Source organism: Colwellia sp. 12G3, from assembly GCF_002836775.1.
Taxonomy (GTDB): Bacteria; Pseudomonadota; Gammaproteobacteria; order Enterobacterales; family Alteromonadaceae; genus Colwellia.
Map to the genome: position 1 here is coordinate 294,353 of NZ_PJAQ01000017.1, position 22,926 is coordinate 317,278.

The following is a 22,926-nucleotide window of genomic DNA, read 5'->3' on the forward strand; positions in this document are numbered from 1 at the left end:
AACGGCTACTTTTAAAGCTCGATATTGTGCTAAAAAAACCCGCTATAGTTAAATCAGCGTATATTGTTCAATGATTGCTTATCAATCAAAGAGCCTACTATTAATGTCAAATATTTCTGAGGAATCGAAAGTGCCTGACATGAAGATTTTTGCGGGTAATGCCACCCCTGAACTGGCCAAGAAAATTGCTGATCGCCTATATATGCCTTTGGGTGATGCTAAAGTGGGTAGTTTTAGTGATGGTGAAATTAGCGTTGAAATAAACGAAAACGTCCGTGGTGCTGATGTTTTTATTATTCAATCAACCTGTGCTCCAACCAACAATAACTTAATGGAATTAATTGTAATGATAGACGCTTTGCGTCGTGCCTCTGCAGGCCGTATCACTGCTGTAATCCCTTATTTTGGTTATGCTCGCCAAGACAGACGCGTACGTAGTGCTCGTGTACCAATTACTGCAAAAGTAGTTGCTGACTTTTTATCAAGTGTTGGTGTTGACCGTGTATTAACGGTTGATTTACACGCAGAGCAAATTCAAGGTTTCTTTGATGTGCCTGTTGATAATGCATTTGGTACACCTATCTTATTAGATGATATGAAAAACCGTGAGTTAAATAACCCAGTGGTTGTTTCTCCTGATATCGGTGGTGTAGTTCGTGCTCGTGCAGTAGCTAAATTACTTGATGACGCTGACTTAGCCATTATCGATAAACGTCGCCCTAAAGCGAACGTTGCGCAAGTAATGCATATTATTGGTGAAGTTGAAGGCCGCGACTGTATTATTGTAGATGATATGATTGATACTGGCGGCACGTTAGCTAAAGCTGCAGAAGCTTTAAAAGAACATGGCGCAAAACGTGTTATCGCTTACGCAACTCACCCTGTTTTATCAGGCGATGCTGCAAAGAACCTTAGAGAATCAGTTATTGATGAACTTGTAGTAACTGACTCAATTCCACTTTCTGATGAAATTAAAGCACTTAAAATGGTTCGTCAATTAACACTAAGTGGCATGTTAAGTGAAGCGATTCGTCGTGTAAGTAATGAAGAATCTATTTCAGCAATGTTTGACTAATTTCGAGGGATTTATTCCAAGAAGTTAACCACTAATATTGCAAAAAAGCAGCCGTCACCAAGGCTGCTTTTTTATTGTTCCCTAGTTCCTGTATGCCCCGCTAATTATTCCGTTTATTTAATAGCTTTACTCTCCTCTAAATGTTATTATGCCGCGCCTTTTTATCTAATAGTCTAGTTGTTTATAGCTAAGCTTTGGTAAGAAAATGGTGCCTCCTTGTTTTTGGTCGCAAAAAACAAGATATAATTTTTAAGTTTTTTAACTTATATAACAGAAGAGTATTAACATGACTGATTTATTAACATTAGAAGCTGAAGTACGTACTGATTTAGGGAAAGGTGCGAGCCGCCGCCTACGTCACGCGAACAAAGTTCCTGCTATCCTTTACGGTGAAAACGAAGAACCTATCTCTTTAACTTTAGAGCACAAAAACGTTTTCCGTGCTCAACAAGAAGAGTCGTTCTACACGCAAGTATTAACATTGAACATCGCTGGTAAGCCAGTTGAATGTTTAATTAAAGACATGCAACGTCATCCGTTCAAGCAAGTGGTAATGCACTTAGATTTCTTACGCATTAACGCAAACCACATTGTTCATGCAAACGCAGCTATTCACTTCATTAATGAAGATGAAGCGGCTAAAACTGGTGCGAACATCTCTCACCACATGAATGAAATTGCTATCACTTGTTTACCAAAAGACTTACCTGAGTTCATCGAAATTGACTTAGCTGGCCTTGAACTTGGTCAAACATTGCATTTATCAGATGTTACTTTCCCAGCAGGCGTTACGTCTGATGAATTAGCTAAAGGCGAAGATCACGATCTAGCTGTTGTTTCTGCTAATGCACCTAAAACTGCTAAAGTAAGTACTGACGTAGAAGCTCCTGCAGCAGAAGCTCCAGCTGCTGAATAATAGTTAACATCATTTATAATATTATAAATAATGACTATTAAACTAATTGCGGGGCTGGGTAATCCTGGTCCCGAATATAGCAAAACACGCCACAATGCTGGTGTTTGGTTCATAGAAGAACTAGCACGTAGCTACAATATCTCTCTCCTTCCCGAAAAAAAATACTCAGGTCTTTACGGTAAAGGCATGATTGCGGGTAACCTTGTCCACTTATTAATCCCTACCACCTTTATGAACCTTAGCGGTCAAGCAGTTTCTTCACTCGCTAATTTTTATAAAATAACGGTAGACGAAATGTTAGTTGCTCATGATGAATTAGACATGCAACCGGGTATTTGTAAGATTAAAAAAGGTGGCGGACACGGTGGTCACAATGGCTTGCGCGATATTATCGCTCGCATGGCTAACAATAAAGATTTCTACCGGTTACGAATTGGCATTGATCATCCTGGTCATCGCGATAAAGTAACGGGTCATGTTTTGGGTAAAGCGCCCAAAGCAGAGCAAGAAAAAATTGAACAAGCAATCGACGAAGCCAGTCGATGTTTAGATATATGGTTAAAAGACGACTTAAAAAAAGCGCAAAATCGCTTACACTCGTTTAAAGCCGAATAAATATTCGCAAATACACGCTAGTAACTCTGTGTTAGCAACTAATCAGTAGGTAAAAATTATGGGTTTTAAATGTGGTATCGTTGGCTTGCCTAACGTCGGTAAATCAACACTATTCAATGCACTTACCAAAGCAGGTATTGATGCGGCAAATTTCCCTTTTTGTACTATTGAGCCAAATACTGGCGTAGTACCCGTACCCGATCCTCGCTTAGATAAATTAACAGCCATAGTAAAACCAGAGCGAGTATTAGCAACTACAATGGAATTTGTTGATATTGCAGGTCTTGTTGCTGGTGCATCGAAAGGTGAAGGTTTAGGTAATAAGTTTTTAGCTAACATCCGTGAAACAGATGCCATTGGTCACGTAGTTCGCTGCTTTGATAATGACAATATTATTCATGTTGCTAATAAGGTCAGTCCTATTGATGATATCGAAGTGATCAATACTGAATTAGCGCTATCTGATATGGATACAGCCGAACGTGCAATTTTTCGTTTAGCAAAGAAAGCTAAAGGTGGAGATAAAGACGCTAAATTTGAAATGCCGGTATTAGAAAAAATATTAAAGCATGTTGAAGAAGGCCACATGGTACGTTCTTTAGAGCTAACTAAAGAAGAAAAAGCAGCCGTTGACTACTTAAACTTCTTAACACTCAAGCCAACCATGTATATCGCTAATGTTAATGATGATGGTTTTGAAAATAATCCTTACCTTGATCAAGTACAAAAAATAGCGGATGCAGAAGGTGCTATTGTTGTTGCTGTTTGTGCTGAAATTGAAAGCGAATTGTCTGAAATGGATGATGAAGACCGTATTGAATTTATGGCTGAAATGGGTTTAGAAGAGCCAGGTCTTAATCGTGTTATAAATGCTGGCTATTCTTTACTTCATTTGCAAACTTATTTTACCGCTGGGGTTAAAGAAGTACGTGCATGGACTGTTAAGCAAAATGCTACTGCACCACAAGCAGCGGGTGTGATTCATAGTGACTTTGAAAAGGGCTTTATTCGCGCCGAGATAATTAGTTATGATGACTTTATCGAGTTTAATGGTGAGTCAGGTGCTAAAGAAGCCGGTAAATGGCGCTTAGAAGGTAAAGACTACCGCGTAAAAGATGGCGACGTTATTCACTTCCGTTTTAATGTGTAAATTTTACCATTAAGCAGTAAATTATTTTATATCAAAAAAGGCTCATCTACGATGGGCTTTTTTTGTGCCTGTTAAACGCTAGTGACGCTAATGATTAATTAAATTCAATATTTCAAAACTGTTACTAATCTGTAAACTCTAAGTTCGTTTTAAGTTAACTTCAAATATTCCTATAACAAATACTTGTTTTAATTATTTTTTTCAATAAAATGAAAAATGTTATATCAAAGAATACTATGCATATAATCAAATCACCTTACAAACTATTCCTACAACGAATACAAGAACTAAGGTATTGGTCTACACTTTCTTTGTTGAATTAAACTCTACATCAAAAAAATAATAAGGCATAACGATGAAAAAACTTATTTTATTACCTATTTTATTAGCAACTACTGTTATCACTGCAGCTCCTGCTCAAGCAGACAATATGTCTTTACGTATTTGTGAGTATGTTCAAGCAAATGATAAAAGTCGTTTAAGAGCATTTTTAAAACAAAACAAACTAAAAATTCGTAATATTTATGACGGACTAGAATGTAACGGCGATAATTTATTAATATTTGCGGCTAAGTCTCAAGCATTAGAAGTAGGAGAATTTATCATAGGTAAACTTCCCTCTAAAACTGTTAAGCCTGAAATAGAAAACTTAGCAAAACATTCAGCTCATTTAGCTGAAGAAGCGAAAGAAAGATAAGTTAACTTTCTTCATTATAAATACAAACGCATTACCCTCACTCAAAGGATAATGCGTTTCCTGTCTTTTATTTGCATAGATATCCATCAAACTGCACAAGCAATAGCCAAACAAATAAAAAGTGCAACTTTTTTGCAAAAAACGGTTGACGGAAGGCAAGTTGATTAGCATAATACGCCGCACTTGCTACAGAGCAGGTTGGTAATGGCTACATAGCTCAGTTGGTTAGAGCACATCACTCATAATGATGGGGTCCCAGGTTCGAGTCCCGGTGTAGCCACCATTTTACTTAAGTATTTTTTATTTAAGTAAGAAGAGTTCAAGTCTCTTTAAAAATTTGAATGTAATGCGGGTTTGGCGGAATTGGTAGACGCGCTGGATTTAGGTTCCAGTATCGCAAGATGTGAGAGTTCAAGTCTCTTGACCCGTACCATTTAAAAGCAACGTAAGTTGCACATGTAAAAAGTAAGTACATTGCAGGGATATAGCCAAGCGGTAAGGCAGCGGGTTTTGATCCCGTCATTCAGAGGTTCAAATCCTCTTATCCCTGCCACTTTTTATTACTAGCTTCTAGTTATAAAAAGTCTGTGATGTAATTACCTCCCTGTAGGGATATAGCCAAGCGGTAAGGCAGCGGGTTTTGATCCCGTCATTCAGAGGTTCAAATCCTCTTATCCCTGCCATTTTTTTTAAAAATGGTGTACAAAGAGTTCAAGTCTCTTTAAAAATTGGATGTATGCGGGTTTGGCGGAATTGGTAGACGCGCTCTTTTCTTATAAAGAGTAGGTTCCAGAATCGCACGATGTGAGAGTTCAAGTCTCTTTAAAAATTGGATGTATGCGGGTTTGGCGGAATTGGTAGACGCGCTGGATTTAGGTTCCAGTATCGCAAGATGTGAGAGTTCAAGTCTCTTGACCCGCACCATTTCAAATATCTAGAAAAATCGAATAAACACTCCATTATCTATCTAAATTAATTTAAGCTTTGCTTATATTAGATATCTATTTGTGTTTGTTAAGGCTACATAGCTCAGTTGGTTAGAGCACATCACTCATAATGATGGGGTCCCAGGTTCGAGTCCCGGTGTAGCCACCATTTCTATCTCAGTAAAATGTGTTTAATAATCTTTTCCCACCCATTTAAAATCTATCTATAAAAATCCAACAACAGTTAATATCAAACGATTATTTTCATCACTTATACGTATATCTAGGCTCAATAAATAGCGTCTATATTTCATTTTTATTATATGCAATCTCAGATGCCTTTTCTCGCATCATCAACTGAATCAAACAAGCCCACTCTCTAAAACTTACTTTATATATATTAATGCATACCCCTGCCAAGTACCTCTCACTTTTAAATCCATCTAAACGAATCTATTCATAGGCTGTATTAATAAAAGTTAATACCTTAATTGCGCATGACTATAATTCAGTGATTAAATTAAACCTCAATATTTGTATAATTTGACCGATAACCTTGTTATTAATTTACTTCGGAGAGCCATCATGTCAATGAATATCAATAACACCCCAAGCTTTGCTCCTGCAAACAGCGGTAATGGAACAATTTTAGAAGTAGCGGTTAAAGCAAAAGAACTAACAGAAGAGAAAGGGAGAATGGCATTAGAATTAATTGAAAGTGCAGCCCCTCCGGTTAGTTCAAACAACCCGGTAGGAAATGCTGGAAACAATGTTAATATCAAGGCTTAGACATAATAAAAATGTGAGTATTACTCTGGACCCTGTAACAAAATCAGTTACAGGGTCGTTTCTTATTTTTAGCTCCACACCTTTTTTCAGCTATATCACTTAGTTCAATTCTAAACTTTGAATTTAAATCCCCTTTTATACAATCCTTAGAATAACTTGCGATAACAGCTTAGTGTGTTTTTCTTTCTGTTTATCAATAAATCTCTAGAAACAACAATAATTTTGTTATCTGCATCTATTCAAATATTACAGAGCTTGTTGATTAGCTTTACTTCAAGGGTGATCATTGGGGAGGTTCAACTCCCCCGAAAGGGATGGGCTTTTTATTTACCTATCAGTGCGTTATCTATAAACCACAAGCATAAGCCAGTGCTTTGTTTTTTATCGTGCTGTTTAGAAAGGGTACTTTATTGACCGCTAATAACGCTATGTTACGTGCGGCCTTAATGAGTGGGGATGGATGACTAAAACTAGCATATAACGCGTCCATGGTAGACATCATAAGTAAGTTCTCTTTACGTCTCATTTTCTCATAACGCGCCAGCACGCTCTCGTCATGCCAAACTTCACCATTGCCAATTGCCTCAGCGATCACATGTTGTAAGGCAAGAACATCTTTAAAACCTAAATTTACCCCCTGCCCTGCCATTGGATTGATAGTGTGAGCAGCATCACCTAACAACAAAACATGTTTTTTCTGATAAGTATTGGCATGTCTTCGTGTTAATGGAAAATCGCCTTTACCAAGTACCTTAATATCACCTAATCTTTTTGGAAATGATTTCATTATCTCTTGTTGTAATTGGAGGTTAGATAACGAGGCGAGTCGGGTAATTTCATCTCGTTGATGATACCAAACTAAAGAGGCGTAACCACCTAAAGTACTTTGTCCTGGCAGCGGTAAAAAAGCGACAGGGCCTGTTTCGAAGAATTGTTGCCAAGTAATATCTTGCTGACACATTGATGTTTCGACATTAATCAACATAGCTGATTGTTGATAATCCCAACCGGTCATGCCAATAGCTGACATTTCTCTTACTTTAGATTGCGCGCCATCCGCGCCAATAACAAGGTTTGCTGTTAACGTACTATTGGTCAGTGTTAACGTTGCCTTGTTATTATCTTGCTCTAAGGAAATTAAACTCTCTGGACAAAAGGTATGGATATTACTCATGGTATTTATCTGTTGCCATAGCGCAAGCTGAATTAAACGATTTTCAACGATGTGTCCTAAGTGACTTTGTTCAATATCATCGGCATTAAACTCAGTGTAAGCACTTTCGTGTTCCCAAACACCTAAACGTTTATAAGGACAAGTACGCCACTGTTGAACTTGCTGCCAGGCGCCAACTTGGCTGAGTAAATTTTGTGACGCTAAAGAAATAGCTGATACGCGTAGATCAAGCGCTTGCTCAGTTGAGAAGTCTTCGGGTGAGAATTTCTCCACCAAAGCAACCTGTAAACCCAGTTGTGCTAAGGTCAGCGCACTTGCTGCACCAACCATACCACCACCAACAACGACACAATCAAAATGTTCCATACTTTAGCATTCACAACAAAATGGGAATAGGCGGTTATTTTACCCAAGCACAAAGGTAATTTCGACCCATTTATCGTTTTATCACTTTATTAGTATCAAGCGAGCCAATTAGGTGGGCTACCTGCTTGCTGACAAAAAACAATTAACTCTGCTGCGACTATCGGCTTGGAAATAAAATATCCTTGACCATAATCACAGCCTAAGGACCGTAGGTAATCATAATGCTGTTGCGTCTCTATCCCTTCACCAACAAGTTTTAACGATAAACTGTGTCCAATTAAAACCACAGCTTCAACTAAGCTTGCATCAGTTTTATCATCGATAGCTCCTTCAATAAAAGAGCGGTCTATTTTTAAAACATCAATAGGAAAATGTTTTAGATAACTTAGCGATGAATAGCCAGTACCAAAATCATCCATATGAATAGCCACCCCTAGGCTTCTTATTTCTTGCAAGGTAGTAATCATTTCCTGAGAATTGTCCATTAATAAACTTTCAGTAATTTCAACTTTTAAGCATGAGGGTTCAATATTATTTACTTTCAACGCATTGTTTAGTATTTCCTTTATTGGCATTTTACTCGCTTGCTTACACTGGCGACTAGACACATTAACGGCTACTTGTATTTTTAGCCCAATACTGTGCCAGTGTCTTAAATCAGCACAAGCTTGTTCAATTACCCATTGTCCAATAGGCTCAATTAATCCTGTTTCTTCAGCTATTTCGATAAAACTATCAGGATAAATTAATCCTTTATTGGGATGCTGCCAGCGAATGAGGGCTTCAACACCAATAATTTCACCATTATCCAGTGAAACTACCGGTTGGTAGTGTAAAACAAACTCTTGCAGCTTAATTGCTTGTCTTAACGCTTGTTCAATATACATCCGTTTACTTACCGTTTCATTCATGACCTTGGTGAAAAATTGATAAGTATTACGCCCTGCTGCTTTTGCTTGATACATTGCGGTATCAGCATTCTTCAGTAATAATTCAGCGCTATCGCCATCATTAGGAGCTACCGTGACACCTACGCTAGCTGATACGACCGCTTCATTGTTATCACTTAAATGAAATGGCATGGCTAATGTAGCCAGAATATTTTTAACCACTCGCTCAACCGCGAAACGATTTGACAATCCAACTAATAAAACAACAAATTCATCTCCACCAAAACGCGCTACCGTATCTTTTTCACGTAAACAGTTTCTTAGTCGAATTGCTGCCAGTTTTAATAATTCATCACCACTGTTATGTCCCCAAGTATCATTTACATTTTTAAACCTATCTAAATCGATGAAAAGGAGTGTGATTTCAATATTGTTATTATTAATCCCATCGAGTTCATTACGTAATCTATCTAAACATAAATCACGATTAGGTAATCCCGTGAGTGAGTCATAGTTAGCTTGTAGCCAGATATCTTCCTCATATTTTTTATGCTTAGTAATATCAGAAAATAAACTAATATACTGGAGTGGCTTGCCATCTTGGTCTCGAACCACTGAAATGGCTAAAAATTCAGGATAAACTTCATCATTTTTTCTTTTATTCCAAATTTCACCTTGCCAACTATTATCTCGCTCAAGTGCTTGCCACATTTCTTGATAGAAAATTCTATTATGTCTGCCCGAATTTAATATGTTTGGTGACTTACCTAGTACTTCCTCCATTTCATAGCCACTGATATGACAAAATGCGGGGTTAACTGTTTCAATCTCATTATTAGCATTAGTGATCATAATTGCTTCTGAAGCATATTTGAAAACTGCCGCAGAGATTTTCTGTTCTCCTTCTGACTTGCTTCTCTCTGCAAGCATTTGGTTAAAAGCAATCACCATATCTGTTATTTCATCATTGCCCATGACTTGCAGTGGTTGATTAAATTTATGTTCGAGCTGCATTGTTGTCATGGCGCTACTAATATATTTAATTTTTTTAATGATGCGCTTAACCACTGAGAAAGAAAAATATAATGTGGTGATGAATGCCAAAATGAATATTGCTAAGTAGAGTACTAACCGTTCGATCGCTTTTTGTTCTTCATAAACGGCCAATCGTTGTATGTCTGAACGAATGTGATTACTGATCTCTCTTAAACTATCAATTCGTTGAGTCGATAAATTCCACCAATGCTCTACATTTATATCAAGTTCGTTGCGTTGTAGTTGCTTGATTGCAGCAATAGCCTGACTATCATCAATACGAACCTCTTCATCTATTTTCTCTGCATTAATGCCTTTTTCTCTTGAGGAACGTGCCAATATAATATGCTGATGGTAAAGATTAAGCGTTTGTTCAATGGTATAAATCGCTTGTTTATCATTGTCTGTTAAATTACTGATTTGATTAAAGGCCACTATATGATTATGCGTTATGGATAAACCTTTTAAAAAGCTTTCGAGGTAACTCGCTTCACCTCTTAATATATAGTTTTTAAAATGATGGATAAGGCCGCCATAGCCTAACTCTCGCTCTAGCCGTGCAAGTTGCTCAGCCCGAATTAGTTTTTTATTGAGTAACGCTCTAATAACCAGAACTTTTTGGTTATTATCTGAATTAAGTTGGCGCTGTAGCCATAGTTGATGGTGAGATTTTGATACTGCAAACAAGTCACCAATGATTTTTTTCTGTTCATTTCCATAAGCAATAACCTGCTGGAGCTGACTTATATGCAGTTGTTCCGAGTTTAATAAAGCGTTTAATGCTCCGCGTTCTTGTCCTGATTTTTCTTGTAAGTACAGTAATTTAAGCAGGTCGACACTGTCTCGATTCTGTTCGGTATTTTTAAGTTGTACTTGTATTTGCGATATTAACCGTAATAACTGCTTAATAAACTGTGAGTAGTAAACAAAGTAACTATTACACTCATAATCATCAATTTTTTTACGCTGTATTGTCAAATTTTTAGCACTTACTAAACCTTCTTGCAAAATTTTATTAATCGCATACTTGCTGGCAGCACTATTGAACTTTAATTTTGTTAACTCTATCTTTTGAACAAAATCCACATATAGCTTTACGCGGAAATCTGTCTGCTTTCTTTGTTTTTGTAATTGAAATAATTGTTGCTGACTAGCATTGGCAATAATACCAGCAGATAAACCACGTTCTTTTTGCAGTTCATAAATTAACTTGTCAATATCACTCGAAATAGTTATCGACACACGAGCTTGACGAGCCTGTTCAATATCATGTAAATAATCGATTGTATGACTAATACCCAGACACAATACAATGAACCAAGGTAGTAATAAGAAAATCTTTAAGCGTGCACGAATAGTAAGATCACAAGCAAGTTTATTGAACATTACAATAGATGTCCTTATCTTAGAGTAAAGGGAACAGCAAGGTATTTTGAACGGATGCTAACACGGACTTTTAAAAACGAATTTGTTTGACATCAATATAATCAGACAATTCTTGTCTGTTGCTATAATTCAGTTATAGTAAAGTGCCAAGGCATTGAGGTTCATAGGAAAAATGATCTTCTAAACAGGGAAAGGTTACATCAAAATTAAGTTATCACCTTTATTAGTTCCATCTAACAATCCACAAGGAAGCACTATGTCTGCATTGTCGCAAAAATCAATTACGGAAATAAATACCGAAGAAAAACGCTTAAGTAAGGATATTAATTTAATTTATGATTTTACTGAAAAGCCTAATAGAACTAATTTAAAAGCACAGAGCGATAGAGCCGTTGTTGCCAAACTACGTGCTGACTTGATATTACCTAATAATAAAATTTTAACGGTAGATATAGATTTTGATAGTACAAGCGGCTACCATGACAACACTATGTTGGTTATGGATGACTTTGGTGTTGAGATGCTAGTCACTGCCTTCGCAGTCAAATACGGCCAGCCATTTGCTGATAAAATATCTAACGCTTGGGCAGAGAAAAAACATCAAAATGATCCTCGAAAACCCACTTATTTGCTGGTACAAAAGCCAACAATTGATGATGGTATTCCGCAAGTTTTTGTTGCCTGTGGTGATAAAGACCATGATACGGGTAATAACATCAAGCCACAAAGTATCGTTTAGCTCCTTCTTGCTGAGGATACCTAGGGCTAAGGGCATTATATATTTATCTCTTAGCCTTTTTATCACAGCATTTTCCAGTTATGCACATGACACTTCCCTGGTAAGTTCATTCAGTAATGTAGCGAAAATAATTCAAGATAAACGCGGCTTTATTTGGCTTGCTGGTCAGCAAGGTTTAACACGTGTCGATGATAATAGTAACATTACCTTTTCCCTCAACAATCAAGAATGGCCGCTGCCCTATTCTTGGGTTCATGATATAAGCCTCATTAACGATCAACTTTTACTTTCTACTGAAACTAATGGTTCATGGTTATTTGATACTCGTACGGGTGAAACTGAAAATATCCCCGCGGATATTCCAAGACAAAGTCATTACAACGCTTTAATGTTTAAAGATAATTATTATATCAATGCTCCAAACAAGCTTTATCGCTATAACCCGACAGACAAAAAAACTCATGTCATTAGCCCCGATATAATAATCAGTAATATTGTTCATAGCCAAAAATACCTTTATATCGCCAATAACGAAGGATTATTTCAGCTGCAAGGTGAAAAACTTCAACAAGTAATTACTGGACATATCACCGCCTTAGTCGCACTAACCAGTGCAATAATTGCTATTACGCCAGATAAAATTTATCGACTACCTGATGATGGAAAACTATCAAGTATAGAACATAGTGAAAAAATATATTCTGTCACTAAAGCCTTTGATAAGGATCACTTCTTTACCATTAGTAATAAAGGTAAAGTGAGTAAATATAATGGATCAACGTTAATGGCCATGTCTCACCACTATGGCGATAGCGAACCCGTACGTCTTAGAAGTGCATTTCATGATGCTTCGGGTGTTTTATGGCTAGTTAGCAGCCATGGGGTTGAGAAGCTTTATGAAAATTATATAACAAATCATAAAGTTATTTTTGATATTCAAATAAATGCCAATGAGATAACCTTATTTGATAATGAAATTATTATCGGCAGTTACGGGGCTGGGTTACAAAACTTCTTAAAGCCCAAGTTTAACCAAAGTAGTAATATAAATTTCACCCAAAAAGGCTTGAAAATATATGACCTGTTAGAGATCAATCAACAGTTATATATAGGAAGTAAAGATGGCTTGTGGCGTTATGATAAAAGCACAAATAAAGTCACTAAACTTGATGTTGTGGCTGATACGCTAATTTTGAAGCTCGAACATAAGAACAATTTACTCTATATAGCGACTAATTATGACGGCCTATATATCTATGATCTAACTACCGAGAGCGTAATTAAACATATTAATGTTGCTGATGGTTTACCTAGCCCGGAAGTTATTGATGTACTGTCTTTAGACTCAGGCATACTTTGGATAGCATCTAGCAATAATATCAGCCTTTATCAGCCACGCCTTAACAAAGTGACAACATTAATTACGCCCAATAACAGTAAAGTTATTTCTCTGGTATATACCGACAACAAAATTTTTGCTTCAACACTCGGCGATGGCATTTTAGTTTTTAATCAACAAGGCGACTTATTGGCTCAACTATCAAAAGGTCAAAATTTCACCGAAATGTTATTAATTGATGATGATATATGGGCCTCAGGGAAACCTGGTTTGTATCGTATATCACCAAAAAACTACCAAGTCACCATGATAGAAAATACTCAGCAGTATTCTTTTGTCAGCAGTATGTTAGTTAAAGATAACACCCTTTATGCCATCCATTACAGTGGTGTTTTGGCACTTGATTTATCTGAACAAAAACAATTTAATCCAAATATTATCATTAGTAAAACAACCATTTCGGGCAAAGCTTATTTACTTAATAAAACTATCGAAATAGAAAGTGGCAACGATGTGGTCACCTTTGATTTAGCCAGTTTAGACTACCGACCTGGCCTTGCTAAAAAGTATCAATATCGTATTAATAATAGCCAGTGGCAGCAAATAAATAATAGTCAACTCACCTTAACCGGCTTGGCTTCGGGTCATTATAATGTTGAAATTATGGCAACTAATAGTTTGGGGCAATGGAGTGATGTAAAAGCTTACACAGAGATCAATGTTGCCTACCCTTGGTATTGGACAATGGAAATAAGGATTGTTTACGCCATCATTTTATTGTTTATCGTGTTATTGACCTCTTGGTTACTATTTTTACGAACAAAATCAATTAAGCATATCCACAATTTGCTTAAAGATGATATGAGAAATTACAGTAAACTGATGAAGACTATTCAACGTAATTTACTGCTGACTTCTTCCTCATTAGCAAACGATGAATTAGAGCAAGGAAAGCAACTAATTGAGAAAAGTTTATTGGTACTTAAAGAGACGATTAATGCACAAGAGCCAGATAACCTTTCCGGTAAAACCTTAAGTGTAGCTATTCCTTTTTTAGCTGACTATGTCCAAAGCAAGTACGAAGTTAAATTACACTTCACCCTTGATGATAAAGTAGACAATTTGAATTATGAACTCAGGGCAAATCTATATAAAGTAATATTTGAAGCGCTAATGTCGGCAATATTCAAGAGTGAGGTAAAAAACTTTAGCTTAACGTTACAAGAGGTCAAGCTAAAATTATGGCTTACTATTGATAGCGATAATGATTCGTTTAGCCAACTTGACAGTAAAGTTAACTTTGACCTTGCTAGTTATACTATTCGTCAAATTACAACTAAACACCATGCTTCACTCAATACTTTTGATAATGATGATGGCAGTAGTCAGCTTGTTATTATCTTTCCATTAATGGTGTTAAATTAGACTTTTATTTTTTAATAAAACAAAATAATGAAGGCAATTACAACTTGTTGTCTTATTAATTCGAAATTAGCTGTTAATTGGTATAAAATACGCCTCCTTTTATCTGTACTGGACTTTTGCTAAGCATTTTCCAGTACTACCTTGTGTGCAAAGAGTGAAGTAATGAGTAAAAAGCTATATATCAAAACTTGGGGCTGTCAGATGAACGAGTATGACTCGCAGAAGATGGCAGAATTGTTGGATTCAACTCATGGTTTCTCGTTAGTTGAAGAAGCGGAACAAGCTGATGTTATTTTGCTTAATACTTGCTCCATTCGTGAGAAAGCGCAAGAAAAAGTATTTCATCAGCTGGGTCGTTGGAAAAATTTAAAAGATAAAAAACCTGAATTACTGATTGGTGTTGGTGGTTGTGTTGCCTCACAAGAAGGTGATTCTATTCGTAAGCGTGCGCCTTTTGTTGATATGATTTTTGGTCCGCAAACACTACATCGCTTACCTGAAATGTTAAATCAGCTACAACATTCAAAAAGCCCAATTATTGACGTAAGTTTTCCAGAAATTGAAAAATTTGACCGCTTGCCTGAGCCTAAAGCTGACGGTGCCAGTGCTTTTGTTTCTATCATGGAAGGTTGTAGCAAGTATTGTACTTTCTGTGTAGTACCTTACACACGTGGCGAAGAAGTTAGTCGTCCTCTTGATGATGTATTATATGAAATAGCGCAACTAGCAGCGCAAGGTGTACGTGAAGTAAACTTACTCGGTCAAAATGTTAACGCTTATCGTGGTGCAACACACGATGATAGTATTTGTCGTTTTGCTGATTTGGTGCGCTTAGTTGCTACCATTGATGGCATTGATCGTATTCGTTACACCACTTCTCATCCGGTTGAATTCACAGACGATATTATTGAAGCCTATGCCGACATTCCTGAACTGGTAAATCACTTACATCTTCCAGTTCAAAGTGGTTGTGACCGCATTCTAACGCAAATGAAACGTGGCCATACTGCCATTGAATATAAGTCTCAAGTGCGTAAGTTGAAAAAAGTACGTCCTGACCTATCTATGTCTTCTGATTTCATTATCGGCTTTCCTGGTGAAACTGATGAAGACTTCACGGCAACTATGGACCTAATTAAAGCGGTTGATTTTGACTTAAGCTTTAGCTTTATCTATAGCGCTCGTCCAGGTACACCAGCAGCAGATTTACCTGATGATATTAGCGACCAAACTAAGAAAGATCGTTTAAAGGTTCTACAAGACCAAATAACACACCAAGCATTACGCATTGCCAGACAAATGCTTAATACCGAACAGCGTGTTCTTGTTGAAGGTCCTTCAAGAAAAAATCCTATGGAATTACGTGGTAAAACAGAAAATAACCGTACGGTTAACTTTGTTGCCCCGCATAGTGTTATTGGACAATTTGTTGATATCAAAATTACTGATGTCGTTGCCAACTCTTTACGTGGTGAATTAGTAAGAGAAGAAAAAGATATGGGGTTAAGAATTGCCCACTCTCCTGCTGATATTTTGGCTAATAATCACCACACAGCAACGCCAAGTAATCTTGACGAGTTAGGTGTTGGTACTTTTACACCATAGTAACCCTGCTGAATACTGTATTAAACAGTATTTAGCACTATTAATTTATTAAAGCGGAAATAAATTTGACGACACCAGCGAGTAAAATAACCAAAGACGTTTTCAGTTTGACACCTGTAGACAACCATAGGCAGGCAAATTTATCTGGGCCTATGGACGATAACTTAAAAACTATTGAGCGACGCTTAGGTGTTGAGATAAGTTACCGTGGCCATGAGTTTACCGTTGTTGGTAAAGCCAAAAATCGTCAGTCCGTTGTTAAAATCCTCAAAGACCTTTATCTTGAAAGCCAAATAGTTAAAGGGGAAGGCAAGATAATAACCCCTGAAATGGTACATTTAGCCATTTTAGAAGCTGATTGTCTTGAGCAAGTCCAGCTTAGCGATAAAGTATCATCGACATCAAGTAATCAAGTAGATGATCAGTTAGGCAAAAAATTTGATGATATGGTGACTATTAAAACCAAGCGAGGTGTTGTTAAACCCCGTAATGGTAATCAGCAAGATTACGTACAAAACATAATTACTAGTGATATTAGTTTTGGTGTCGGTGTTGCTGGTACCGGTAAAACTTACTTAGCTGTTGCCTGTGCGGTAGATGCGCTAGAGCGTCAAGAAGTACGTCGTATTTTGCTAACCAGACCCGCGGTAGAAGCAGGTGAAAAGTTAGGTTTCTTACCGGGTGATTTATCACAAAAGATAGATCCTTATTTAAGACCGCTTTATGATGCACTTTTTGAAATGCTTGGCTTTGAAAGAGTTGAAAAACTCATCGAACGTAATGTTATCGAAATTGCACCACTGGCTTACATGCGTGGTAGAACCCTTAATGATGCTTTTATTATTTTAGATGAAAGTCAAAATACTACTGTAGAACAAATGAAAATGTTTTTAACGCGTATTGGCTTTAACTCTCGAGCCGTTATTACCGGTGATATTACTCAAGTTGATTTACCTCGTCATCAAATGTCAGGGCTTCGTCATGCCATTGAAGTTTTACAAGATATTAATGGTATTAGTTTCAACTTTTTCCAATCTAAAGACGTTGTTCGCCACCCCGTAGTTGCCAGAGTTATTGATGCCTACGATAGCCATGAACAAAAAATCAATAGACAAAATCAAGAAAAAAAACAGGCTAAGCAAGCAAGTAATGATAAGAGCGGTTTAAGCTAATGGCTCATGTAATCGATCTCCAAATTGCCTGCACTCCAACAGAATTACCGACTAAAGAACAATTTCAACTATGGGTTGATACGGCTTTAGCCGAAGTTAGCAAGGTAAAGCAAGATTTTGAACTCACCATTCGCCTAGTTAATAATGAAGAAAGCCAGCAGTTAAATAATCAATATCGAGGAAAAGATAAGCCGACCAATGTATTATCTTTTCCTTTTGAAGTGCCTGATGGTATTGAACTTAATCTACTAGGCGATTTAATAATTTGCATTGAAGTAATGAAACAAGAAGCCTTAGAGCAAAACAAAGCCTTGTTTGATCATTGGGCACATCTTGTTATTCATGGCTGCTTGCATTTAATTGGTTTTGATCATATAAGTGACACTGAAGCAGTTGAAATGGAATCTATTGAGATTACTATTTTAGCGAAACTAGGGATTAGTAATCCTTATTTAGAACAATAATTTATAACAATAATTTATAACAATACAGTTACTCATCAATTGATGAATAACATACTCGATAACATAATAAAGGAATACAAATAGCTCTATGAGCGATGACATCCCCCACTCTAGTAACGGTTCAGCCAATAAATCCTTTCTGCGTAAAATCCTGCAAGTAATAACGCCTGAGCCGAAAAACAAAGATCAATTGATTGATATATTAAATGATGCTCATGACAGAGATTTAATCAATCCTGAAACCAAGCAAATGATTAAAGGGGTCTTAGACGTATCAGAAATGCGCGTTCGAGATATTATGATCCCACGCTCACAAATGGTTACTATTGATATTAACCATAGCCTTGATGAGTTCTTACCTATTATCCTAGAGTCTGGTCATTCACGTTTTCCCGTTGTTAATGAGGATATCGATCACGTTGATGGTATTTTATTAGCAAAAGATTTACTCGCATTCGGCTTTAATTCCCAAAGTGATAATTTTAGCTTAAGTGATATTATTAGACCTGCCATTATTGTGCCTGAAAGTAAGAAAGTTGAGCCTTTATTAAAAGAGTTTCGTTCTAACCGATACCATATGGCCATTGTCGTTGATGAATATGGTGGCGTTTCAGGTGTCATTACTATCGAAGATATTTTAGAACAAATAGTTGGTGAAATCGAAGATGAAACCGATGATGAAATTGAAGAAGAGATTAAGCATTTAGCCGGTAATGTTTATTTAGTCAAAGCCCTTACAGAGCTTAGCAATTTCAATGAGTACTTTAACTGTGAATTTAATGAAAATGATGCGGATACCATCGGTGGTATTGTTTTGCGTCAGTTTAACCATATGCCACAAAAAGGTGAATTATTTAGCTTAGGTAACTTTGAGTTTAAAGTGCTGGTCGCGGATAGTAGACGGATGCAAATGCTGCAAGTAAGTGTTGATAAAAGTCACGAAATCAATGGTAAAGTGAGTGACTAAAACTAATAAAAACTCTGTTTTTCAATCCATAAAAAACAAACTCACCAACCCAAGTCATTGGCTGTGTTTTCTTAGTGGCTTTTTCTTGGTTTTTGCTTATGCACCATTTTCCTATTGGTGGTTGGCACTCATTTTACCTAGCATAACACTACATCAAGTCAGCCATGCGTCCCCTAAGCTAGCCGCTAAAAAAGTGGCTTTATTTGCCTTTGGTTGGTTTAGCAGTGGGATTAGTTGGGTTCATGTCAGTATTGACCAATATGGTGGACTACCACTGATATTTTCTTTACTACTGATGTTAGCATTATGTGCCTACCTCGCTATTTTCCCTGCGCTTGCTGGTTATTTAACGGCAAGAATCACTAAGAATAAACAAGTTAACTTATGGTTATTCCCCTCTATTTGGCTGCTATGTGAATATTTGCGTTCTGTAGTACTAACTGGATTTCCATGGTTATCGCTGGGTTACAGCCAAATAGATAGTCCCTTAGCTAGCTTTGCCCCCGTTATCGGTGAAGTGGGCATAACTGGAATCATTTTACTCTTAAATATTTGCTGGGTTAAAATTTACTGTAATTTATCGAATTCATTCAATAAAACAGATCAAATCAATACTGTTAACAGAACATGTAAGAATTTAGCTATTCCGTTAGCCTTAGCTGCTAGTATTATGCTGATAAGTGTTGCGCTTACTCAGGTGAGTTGGACTAAATTCACTGGTAAATCGGCTAAAGTAGCGCTTATCCAAGGTAATATCCCCCAATCGATGAAGTGGGAGCCTGAGCAAGAATGGCCGACCATGTTAAAATATTTAGATTTAACACGGGTCAATTACGATGCTGATATTATTGTTTGGCCTGAATCTGCTATTCCTGCAGTAGAGCCTGCAGTTCAAGACTATTTAAGTACAGTGAACCGCTCGGCAATGTTAAATAACAGCACAATAATTACAGGGTTAATTAACTACAATTTTGAGAGCAAGGAGTATTTTAATGCGCTGGTTGTTCTAGGTAAGAAAAATACTGCAGATGAGCAAGGATATTATTACAATCACAGTAATAGATACTATAAAAGCCATTTATTACCTATTGGTGAGTTTGTCCCTTTCCAAGAGTTACTTCGCCCTATAGCGCCCTTTTTTAACTTACCTCAGTCATCTTTCACTGCAGGTAACTATGTACAGCCGAATTTGGTGGCCAATAACCTACATATCTTACCGCTAAATTGTTTTGAAATAGCCTTTCCAATGCAATTAGCAGCCAATTTCACCGATGATACCGCGATGATTTTAACAGTCAGTAATGACGCTTGGTTTGGTGACTCTCATGGCCCACACCAGCACTTTGAAATTGCCCGCATGCGTGCACTTGAGTTTGGTCGCCCCTTGGTAAGGGCAACAAACAATGGTGTAACGGGCATTATAAACCATTTAGGTAAGGTTACTGCTATTGCGCCACAATTTGAAGAAGTAGTGCTTAGAGGGAAGGTAGAGTATGTTTCGGGCAATACACCCTATAGCCAATGGCCAAACTTAATCTTATGGTTAATGATACTCGTGCCACTGACAATGATGAAAGGTTTTAAGTTTTAATCGTTAACTTTAATCGACAACGTTAATAGTAAATAAAATAAATAAAGTGCGTTTCATCACTTTATTTATTTTAGTAAGCTTTGCTATCTAGTTTGCTTAGGATGCAGTGAGGTTTTATTCCGTCCGGTTTCTTTTGAACGATACATAGCCCCATCAGCGCATTCAATCCAAGCTTCATGGCTGGTAATACTCTCATCGACTTCAGCAACACCAACACTAATAGTGTATGTTATATCAATATCATTGTACGTCACCGTGGCTTCTGCCACTTCTTTACGAAGCCGCTCTGCAAAGATATAAGCATTTTTAAGCGGGGTGTCCGATAATAAAATGGCAAACTCTTCACCACCATAACGTCCACAAACATCGGTTTCTCTAACATGATGACGAATCAAACCTGAAAGGTGACGAATCACTTCATCCCCAACAATATGTCCGTAACTATCGTTAACATTTTTAAAGTGATCAATATCTATTATCACCAATGAACTTGAGTGTTGACTTCGACTCCAGCGTTTATGTTCGGCTAATAAACATTGCTCCCAGTGCGTTCGATTAAACAATTTGGTTAGGCCATCGGTTTGACTAAGTATCGCCAACTCTTCATTCGCTTTTTTCAAGCTCTGCTTATGCACGGCATTGTCCGTAACATCATAAACCAACAAACATAAATGGCTTACTTCACCAGTAGATGATAATAACGGAATAAATGTCGTGTTTTGATACATAAATTCAGCGCTGCCCGTAACCGGCCGGTAACTATCAAACTTAAATAAATAAGGTCTTTGTTCCCATATAGTAAACGCTTTATTTTTTAGTAAAAACACTGACTCTGCTTTTCGAGTAAACCAATCCTGTGGGATCTCTTCAAATAGTTCAAATATTAACTGTCCTTTTACTTCACGGGGTAGCAAACCACTATGGTTTTCCATAAAACCATTAAATATTTGAATGGTGAACTCTTTATCAAGCACTACCAGACCAACATCAATGTTATGTAACATTTCCATTAGCCAATGTAGTTCATTTAATTGTGATTTTTCTAACGTCATAACCAATTCCTGTCGTCGCTTTATCGCGCTAACTCATCCCCTATTGCCTTGGGTTGAGTAGTGTTAATTTATTAACTCATTAGTTAATCAATTAAATAGGCCAATTTATTATTAAGTGTTTTCATAGATTTTTCTGTAAAGAGTAATAACAAGTCACACTTTATTGGGTAATTCTCTATGCTATAGCTAATTTCTATTGCCAGTGTTTTTTTCCATTTATTGGCATTATTGGCAATTAAATCAGAGATTTTTCTATGCTGCCCTAAGACTTCAGGGTGTCCCTGACTGAACTGAATATCAAGCTGTTCTGACACCCCTTTTAAGCAGGCACCAATAAGTACGTTAGCCAAATCCATTAATAACTCTAATTCAGTGCCCATATCGGCATCGTATTGATAGTTCATCAATGACGCGACATCTTTAAAGCTTGAATCATTAAGGATCAACAGCGCTTCGCCTGAAATACCTGCACTAATAAACCCCTGACAGACACCTGAAGTGCTTTCATGGTTTTCGATATCTTTGAGCGCCATTCTAAGCTCACTGACCTCGATGAAGTTCACATTAGGAATAGGTAACTCGACAAACACATCAAGTAAACGAGCAAGCAAGTCCCCTGCACGCCCCATTGCCACGTTGGCTATTTCTTGATAACAATCTCGCATGTCTGCTGATAAGCTAATTTCAGGTTCATCAACTGTTGGTTCACTTTCAACGTGAGGAATATTAACCTGTGCAGTGATAGGCTTCACAGGCATTTTAACCACAGGATTTGTCTCTGGAGTAACGGCTACATTAGTTGAGGGATTATTCGATGGTTCAAGTTCATGACTACTTGCAGAATTTTCATTAGAGAAAACCCCATAAGATGAAAGCACTTTAGTAAGGATATCTTTATTGACGGGTTTTTGAATAAAACCTAACGCGCCTAAACTGGTAACACGTTGATGAGCTTCAGGTTGAATATCACCTGATATAACAATGGTAAGTGTTGGTAAGTCTTGCGCTAAAATAGCTTCAAGCACCTGATATCCATCCATTACAGGCATATTAAGATCGAGTAAAAGTACGTCCCCTTTACCTGCCTTTATCGCTTCAATTCCTTCAGCACCATCGGCGGCAAAACTTATCTCTACATCCCAACCATCGGGTAATGAACGCGCCACTTGTTTGCGCGCCATATTAGAATCATCACAAATTAATAATTTAGTGGTCATATTAATCTTGGGCCTTACATAAACGATAATTATACCCGTTCCACTTGAAGATGCAGGATTCAGCTGGAATTATAAACGCCTTTAGGTAAGGCATTGATTGAAGATAATAGTTATTCTATTGTCGAAATCAATAACGCTACATAAAGCGTTTATAAACCAGCCCTTTGGGGAAACCTGAGCAAACCATATTCATCGTTACATTTGTTTTTAAGGGAATAACCATTAATAAAAAAATGTGCCTTGAATATGATTCGCTCAAGCTTCCTGAAACGAGCATCTTCAAGAGGAGCGGTTATAAACAATAACAACGGCTGAATTAAAATATATCTAGCCTCT

Annotated in this window: 17 protein-coding genes and 6 tRNA genes; 19 read left to right on the plus strand and 4 right to left on the minus strand. The window is 37.1% G+C overall.

Going from position 1 to position 22,926, the window contains the following annotated elements; genetic code table 11:
• The first annotated feature begins 130 nt into the window (after window positions 1–130).
• The 12 genes from CXF71_RS06765 (at window position 131) to CXF71_RS06820 (ending at window position 6,168) form a co-directional block, all read left to right on the plus strand.
• Window positions 131–1,075 (plus strand): ribose-phosphate pyrophosphokinase, encoded by a 945-nt coding sequence (locus tag CXF71_RS06765; protein WP_101232414.1) that lies wholly within the window; start codon window positions 131–133, stop codon window positions 1,073–1,075.
• 286 nt (window positions 1,076–1,361) lie between these two features.
• Window positions 1,362–1,991 (plus strand): 50S ribosomal protein L25/general stress protein Ctc, encoded by a 630-nt coding sequence (locus CXF71_RS06770; protein ID WP_101232194.1) that lies wholly within the window; start codon window positions 1,362–1,364, stop codon window positions 1,989–1,991.
• A gap of 30 nt (window positions 1,992–2,021) precedes the next feature.
• A complete protein-coding gene (gene pth, locus CXF71_RS06775; RefSeq protein ID WP_101232195.1) occupies window positions 2,022–2,606 on the plus strand; it encodes an aminoacyl-tRNA hydrolase in 585 nt (194 codons plus the stop codon).
• 58 nt (window positions 2,607–2,664) lie between these two features.
• Window positions 2,665–3,756: a redox-regulated ATPase YchF gene (gene ychF / locus CXF71_RS06780; protein WP_101232196.1), complete on the plus strand. Its 1,092-nt coding sequence runs from the start codon at window positions 2,665–2,667 to the stop codon at window positions 3,754–3,756.
• Between the two features lie 355 nt (window positions 3,757–4,111).
• Window positions 4,112–4,453 carry a DUF3718 domain-containing protein gene (locus CXF71_RS06785; protein ID WP_101232197.1) on the plus strand — a complete coding sequence of 114 codons (342 nt, stop codon included), beginning with the start codon at window positions 4,112–4,114 and terminating at the stop codon, window positions 4,451–4,453.
• A 206-nt stretch (window positions 4,454–4,659) separates the two neighbouring features.
• Window positions 4,660–4,736, plus strand: a tRNA-Met gene (locus CXF71_RS06790).
• Between the two features lie 65 nt (window positions 4,737–4,801).
• Window positions 4,802–4,886, plus strand: a tRNA-Leu gene (locus CXF71_RS06795).
• A 45-nt stretch (window positions 4,887–4,931) separates the two neighbouring features.
• Window positions 4,932–5,006 (plus strand) — tRNA-Gln (locus tag CXF71_RS06800).
• A gap of 55 nt (window positions 5,007–5,061) precedes the next feature.
• Window positions 5,062–5,136 (plus strand) — tRNA-Gln (locus CXF71_RS06805).
• 156 nt (window positions 5,137–5,292) lie between these two features.
• Window positions 5,293–5,377, plus strand: a tRNA-Leu gene (locus CXF71_RS06810).
• A 94-nt stretch (window positions 5,378–5,471) separates the two neighbouring features.
• Window positions 5,472–5,548 (plus strand) — tRNA-Met (locus CXF71_RS06815).
• A 416-nt stretch (window positions 5,549–5,964) separates the two neighbouring features.
• On the plus strand, window positions 5,965–6,168 hold the full coding sequence (locus CXF71_RS06820; RefSeq protein ID WP_101232198.1) for a cytoplasmic protein: 204 nt from the start codon (window positions 5,965–5,967) through the stop codon (window positions 6,166–6,168).
• A gap of 346 nt (window positions 6,169–6,514) precedes the next feature.
• Here the strand turns inward: CXF71_RS06820 and CXF71_RS06825 are convergent, their stop codons facing one another.
• Together CXF71_RS06825 and CXF71_RS06830 are read right to left on the minus strand one after the other, a co-directional pair.
• Entirely contained in the window at window positions 6,515–7,708 is a 1,194-nt protein-coding gene (locus CXF71_RS06825) for an FAD-dependent oxidoreductase (RefSeq protein ID WP_101232199.1), read from the minus strand.
• A 95-nt stretch (window positions 7,709–7,803) separates the two neighbouring features.
• The gene (locus CXF71_RS06830; RefSeq protein WP_101232200.1) at window positions 7,804–11,019 is read right to left on the minus strand and encodes an EAL domain-containing protein; all 3,216 of its coding nucleotides are present in this window, start codon (window positions 11,017–11,019) and stop codon (window positions 7,804–7,806) included.
• A 256-nt stretch (window positions 11,020–11,275) separates the two neighbouring features.
• Between CXF71_RS06830 and CXF71_RS21630 the strand changes: the two genes are divergently transcribed.
• The 7 genes from CXF71_RS21630 to lnt all read left to right on the plus strand — a co-directional run bounded on the left by CXF71_RS21630 (window position 11,276) and on the right by lnt (window position 20,321).
• Complete coding sequence (locus tag CXF71_RS21630; protein ID WP_101232201.1) at window positions 11,276–11,758, plus strand: hypothetical protein; 483 nt, start codon at window positions 11,276–11,278, stop codon at window positions 11,756–11,758.
• 7 nt (window positions 11,759–11,765) lie between these two features.
• On the plus strand, window positions 11,766–14,522 hold the full coding sequence (locus CXF71_RS06840; RefSeq protein WP_232771403.1) for a ligand-binding sensor domain-containing protein: 2,757 nt from the start codon (window positions 11,766–11,768) through the stop codon (window positions 14,520–14,522).
• A gap of 162 nt (window positions 14,523–14,684) precedes the next feature.
• Window positions 14,685–16,127, plus strand: a complete 1,443-nt coding sequence (miaB, locus tag CXF71_RS06845; protein WP_101232202.1) for a tRNA (N6-isopentenyl adenosine(37)-C2)-methylthiotransferase MiaB — start codon at window positions 14,685–14,687, stop codon at window positions 16,125–16,127.
• A gap of 65 nt (window positions 16,128–16,192) precedes the next feature.
• A complete protein-coding gene (locus tag CXF71_RS06850; RefSeq protein ID WP_101232203.1) occupies window positions 16,193–17,299 on the plus strand; it encodes a PhoH family protein in 1,107 nt (368 codons plus the stop codon).
• Entirely contained in the window at window positions 17,299–17,763 is a 465-nt protein-coding gene (gene ybeY, locus CXF71_RS06855) for an rRNA maturation RNase YbeY (protein WP_101232204.1), read from the plus strand. Before CXF71_RS06850 ends, ybeY begins: the two co-directional genes overlap by 1 nt.
• An 88-nt stretch (window positions 17,764–17,851) precedes the next feature.
• Window positions 17,852–18,730 carry an HlyC/CorC family transporter gene (locus CXF71_RS06860; protein WP_101232205.1) on the plus strand — a complete coding sequence of 293 codons (879 nt, stop codon included), beginning with the start codon at window positions 17,852–17,854 and terminating at the stop codon, window positions 18,728–18,730.
• The gene (gene lnt, locus CXF71_RS06865) at window positions 18,723–20,321 is read left to right on the plus strand and encodes an apolipoprotein N-acyltransferase (RefSeq protein ID WP_101232206.1); all 1,599 of its coding nucleotides are present in this window, start codon (window positions 18,723–18,725) and stop codon (window positions 20,319–20,321) included. Before CXF71_RS06860 ends, lnt begins: the two co-directional genes overlap by 8 nt.
• Window positions 20,322–20,404: 83 nt before the next feature.
• Here lnt and CXF71_RS06870 read toward each other — a convergent pair whose 3' ends face one another.
• Complete coding sequence (locus tag CXF71_RS06870; protein WP_101232207.1) at window positions 20,405–21,373, minus strand: GGDEF domain-containing protein; 969 nt, start codon at window positions 21,371–21,373, stop codon at window positions 20,405–20,407.
• An 83-nt stretch (window positions 21,374–21,456) separates the two neighbouring features.
• On the minus strand, window positions 21,457–22,590 hold the full coding sequence (locus CXF71_RS06875; protein WP_101232208.1) for a response regulator: 1,134 nt from the start codon (window positions 22,588–22,590) through the stop codon (window positions 21,457–21,459).
• Window positions 22,591–22,926 lie beyond the last annotated feature (336 nt).

Bases quoted from the DNA above. Each gene is read 5' to 3' on its own strand.
- CXF71_RS06770 (WP_101232194.1), top strand. From the start codon at position 1,362: ATGACTGATTTATTAACATTAGAAGCTGAAGTACGTACTGATTTAGGG.
- pth (WP_101232195.1), top strand. From the start codon at position 2,022: ATGACTATTAAACTAATTGCGGGGCTGGGTAATCCTGGTCCCGAATAT.
- ychF (WP_101232196.1), top strand. From the start codon at position 2,665: ATGGGTTTTAAATGTGGTATCGTTGGCTTGCCTAACGTCGGTAAATCA.
- CXF71_RS06785 (WP_101232197.1), top strand. From the start codon at position 4,112: ATGAAAAAACTTATTTTATTACCTATTTTATTAGCAACTACTGTTATC.
- CXF71_RS06820 (WP_101232198.1), top strand. From the start codon at position 5,965: ATGTCAATGAATATCAATAACACCCCAAGCTTTGCTCCTGCAAACAGC.
- CXF71_RS06825 (WP_101232199.1), bottom strand. From the start codon at position 7,708: ATGGAACATTTTGATTGTGTCGTTGTTGGTGGTGGTATGGTTGGTGCA.
- CXF71_RS06830 (WP_101232200.1), bottom strand. From the start codon at position 11,019: ATGTTCAATAAACTTGCTTGTGATCTTACTATTCGTGCACGCTTAAAG.
- CXF71_RS21630 (WP_101232201.1), top strand. From the start codon at position 11,276: ATGTCTGCATTGTCGCAAAAATCAATTACGGAAATAAATACCGAAGAA.
- miaB (WP_101232202.1), top strand. From the start codon at position 14,685: ATGAGTAAAAAGCTATATATCAAAACTTGGGGCTGTCAGATGAACGAG.
- ybeY (WP_101232204.1), top strand. From the start codon at position 17,299: ATGGCTCATGTAATCGATCTCCAAATTGCCTGCACTCCAACAGAATTA.
- CXF71_RS06860 (WP_101232205.1), top strand. From the start codon at position 17,852: ATGAGCGATGACATCCCCCACTCTAGTAACGGTTCAGCCAATAAATCC.
- CXF71_RS06870 (WP_101232207.1), bottom strand. From the start codon at position 21,373: ATGACGTTAGAAAAATCACAATTAAATGAACTACATTGGCTAATGGAA.
- CXF71_RS06875 (WP_101232208.1), bottom strand. From the start codon at position 22,590: ATGACCACTAAATTATTAATTTGTGATGATTCTAATATGGCGCGCAAA.